This is a genomic window from Candidatus Thiodiazotropha endolucinida, from assembly GCF_001715975.1.
GTDB classification, from domain to species: domain Bacteria; phylum Pseudomonadota; class Gammaproteobacteria; order Chromatiales; family Chromatiaceae; genus Thiodiazotropha; species Thiodiazotropha endolucinida.
Window position 1 is genome coordinate 1 of the sequence record NZ_MARB01000049.1, and the last position, 3,227, is coordinate 3,227.

The window sequence follows — 3,227 nt, forward strand, 5'->3', positions numbered from 1 at the left end:
GCTTTCAGCCCCATCAGGCTCTTGCGGGTGATGGCGCGCAGTTGCCCCTTTTGGTTGCCTTCCCGGTAGTAGTGGTAGCTCAAGACCTGGCCGTCCGGTAGGGTCTTCTGGCTCAGCTTGCCTTGTGTGTTATAAGCATAGCCGGAGATAAAACGGTGGCCATCGATGTGACGACTGTGCTGGATGAGACGGCCCTGGTCGTCGTAGGCAAAGCCCTCGTGGCTGGTGTCATCGGTAAGCTGGGCCAGGCGGCCGCTGTTGGGATCGTAATCCAGGCTGGTGGTGCCGCCGGGGGTGGTCTCTTCGATCAGGCGGTTGGCCGCATCATAATGATACCTGGTGATGAGACCTTGGGAGTCGATCTTCTGGATACGGTTACCGGCACTGTCGTAGGCATAACGGACCTCACCGGTATCGGGGTGACGTTGGCGGATGAGGTTGCCAAAATCATCCTTGATTAAGTCGGTGGTGTTTTCTCGGGGATCGGTCAAACCGCTGGCGCGGCCGTGCTCGTCATAGTGGAGCTGGGTGACCCGGTTACCCGGCTGGGTGACGGCCAGCAGTTGGCCGAGGCCGTTGTAGTCGAGCGCGGTGGCATGGCCTTGAGGGTCCTGGACTTCGGTGAGATTACCTACATCGTCATAGCGGTAGTGGGTTTGGCCCCGGGGGGTCTGACGGGCGCTGAGCCGGCCCTGGGCGTCGTAGAGGTAGCTGACGGTGGCCAGCAGCTGGCCCTGGGCGTCCATGAGGCGGCGTTGGGTGAGGCGACCTTCGGTGTCGAGTGCCTGTTCGATGCGATTGCCGGTACTGTCTTCCAGACCGGTGGCCCGGCCGGCTTCGTCGTAGTTGAGGGTGATCTGCCTGCCGTCGGGATCGGTGATGCTGGTGAGATGCCCGACGGCATCGTAATCATAGCGGACGGTCTGTTGGCCCTGGCTCACCTGGGTGACCCTGCCCCAGGTATTGTAGCTGAGGGTCAATGAGGCCTGGCCGCTGCCGTGGACCTGTTGGGGGCGGCCATAGACATCGTAGCCGGTGACCCGCAGGGTACGCCCGTCCGGGGTGGTGAGTTGGCTCAGGCGTTGCTGGTTGTCGTAGCTGAGCTGGATCTGATCAGTGACACCTTCACGCGGGCCATCGATCTTGATGAGATTGCCGGCGGCATTGTATTCAAGTTGGGTGGTGCGTCGGATGGGAGTAAAACGGCCGTCCGTTTCGGGACGGTATCCACTCTCGGTGATCTCGATGGGCTGGCCTTGGGGGTTGTAGCGATTCGTCAGACGGTGTTCGCCCTGGGGATTGATGCTGGGACGGATCACCGCACTGGGTTTCAGGGCAGTGTTGTCCGCATATTCATAGCGTGCAACCTCGCGCACTGTGCCACCGGCGCTCTGTTGACCCACCTGTTGGGTACGCCCCTGCACATCGTAAGCGTAGTGCTTGGTGATGCCATCCTTGGTGGCGAGCTCGATCAGCTGCAGCTGCGCGTTGTAGCGGTAGCTGACATCGCCCCGGCCACAGCTGGAGCAGCCGGGCCCCTGGATGGCGGTGACCAGGGCCACGCCGTTTCTGATCTCGGTGGTGTAGGTACTGACCTTGCCCTGGCTGTCGGTGACTTGGGTCTCGCCGGGGGTGCTGAAGTCAAGTCTGACCTGGCCTACCTGGTCGGCATGGGTGGAGAGGACCGCCCGGTCCTGCTCGTCGTATGCCCAGGTGGCATAACGGATGCCCCGCTCATCGGTGATGCCGGTGAGGTTGTGGCGGTCGTGCGGGTCTTCATAATCATAGATCCGCGTCGTGCCCTCATGCCGGGTGACCTGTTGTAGATTGCCGACGTCGTCGTAGCGGTAGCGGGTTTCTTTTCCGCTGGGGTCGTAGAGGGCCTTGAGGCGCCCGTTGGGATAGTGATCGAGACTCAGCTCCCGCCCTTGGGTATCGCGCACCAGGAACAGTTTCCCCTGGGGGTTATAGAAGAGGCGCAGGGTCTGGCCGGTGGCCAGGACGATGCGCTGGAGTTGCCCTTGGGGGCTGAACTGCAGTTGCCGCCCGTCGCGCCAATGCCAGGTGAGCTGGGCTTGGTTGATCCGCAGCCAGCCGTCGCTGATGCGGGGGGCGGTAAAATGCTCTGGGTTGTCGCTGAGTTGGAAGTGAATCACCCGGCCGTCGCTTTGGCGCAGGCGGTAGCCGTCACCGTCTGGCTTGAGGCCCAGGTCGTAGCTGTGGCTCCAGCCGTGGCCCAGGGGGCCTGTGTATTGGCTGTGGCTGTTGTAGTGGCGCTTGAAGAGCAGGCCCAGGGTGCCGGGCAGCGGGGTCAGGTCGACTTCCTGCTGGTATTTGTTGCCGGTGACCACATGGATCGGGTTACCGGTGTGGCTGCTGGCAATGCCGGCATTCTGTGCGGTGGGGCTGTCTGTTAATCCGGGCGCATCGTTCGGATCGCATGGCGGGGGGCCTTGGTCATCGCCGTCGCTGATAGAGGGCAGGTCGTCGCCATCGCTGTTGTTACCATTGCCGCTATCGCCCGTGCCGGTGTCACCGCTGCCATGATCGCCCGTGTCGCTATCACCCTCTCCGCTAGCTTGCTCGTCTCCATCGGTCGGCGTATCCATATCGTTGTCAACGCCGCCCTGCCCCTCGTCGTCATCCGGGGTGGCGCCGCCATTTTGCGGATCGTCCTCGGTCGATGGCGGCGTAGCGCCACCCCCCGGCGGCATCATGTGGACGTTGTTGTCGTCCCGCCAGGCGTCCGACTGCATGCGGACCGTCGCCACCGAGGTGATCGGCAGACGGCGGGCGTTGTAGTAGTGGATGTGTTCAGGATCGACCAGGCGCATCACCGCGGGGATGACCCGATCCATCAGCGGTACCTTGAGTTGATAGCCGTAGGTGACCTTGACCTTCAGCAGGTTGGCGTCCTGGATGTTGACCCCGCTGCGGCCTACATCACGCTCACGCCAGCGCAGGTGGCTGTTGGGGATGCCGAAGTGGACGTCGCCGGTGCGCGGATCGACGATCTCGCGGCCGAACTCATCGAAGGCCTCGATGGTGGGGTTGATGATCTCGATCTCGGTGAAGCGGCTGTCCTGCACATCCAGGCTGGCGCGGGTGATCGCCGACAGCGCTTTTTCGGCGCTGCCGTCGCCACCGAACAGGGGTGCCAGGCGCAGCCCCAGCTCCCGGCGCATGGCGTCGCTCTGGGCGTGGTTGACCGCGCCCTTGCGCACCGC

The 3,227-nt window shown here is 63.2% G+C and carries 1 protein-coding gene; it reads right to left on the bottom strand.

Features of this window, described 5'->3' with window-relative positions; translation table 11 throughout:
- Positions 1-3,227: DUF6531 domain-containing protein (locus CODIS_RS20260; protein ID WP_235615302.1), on the bottom strand; the 3,227-nt coding region annotated here is incomplete at both ends.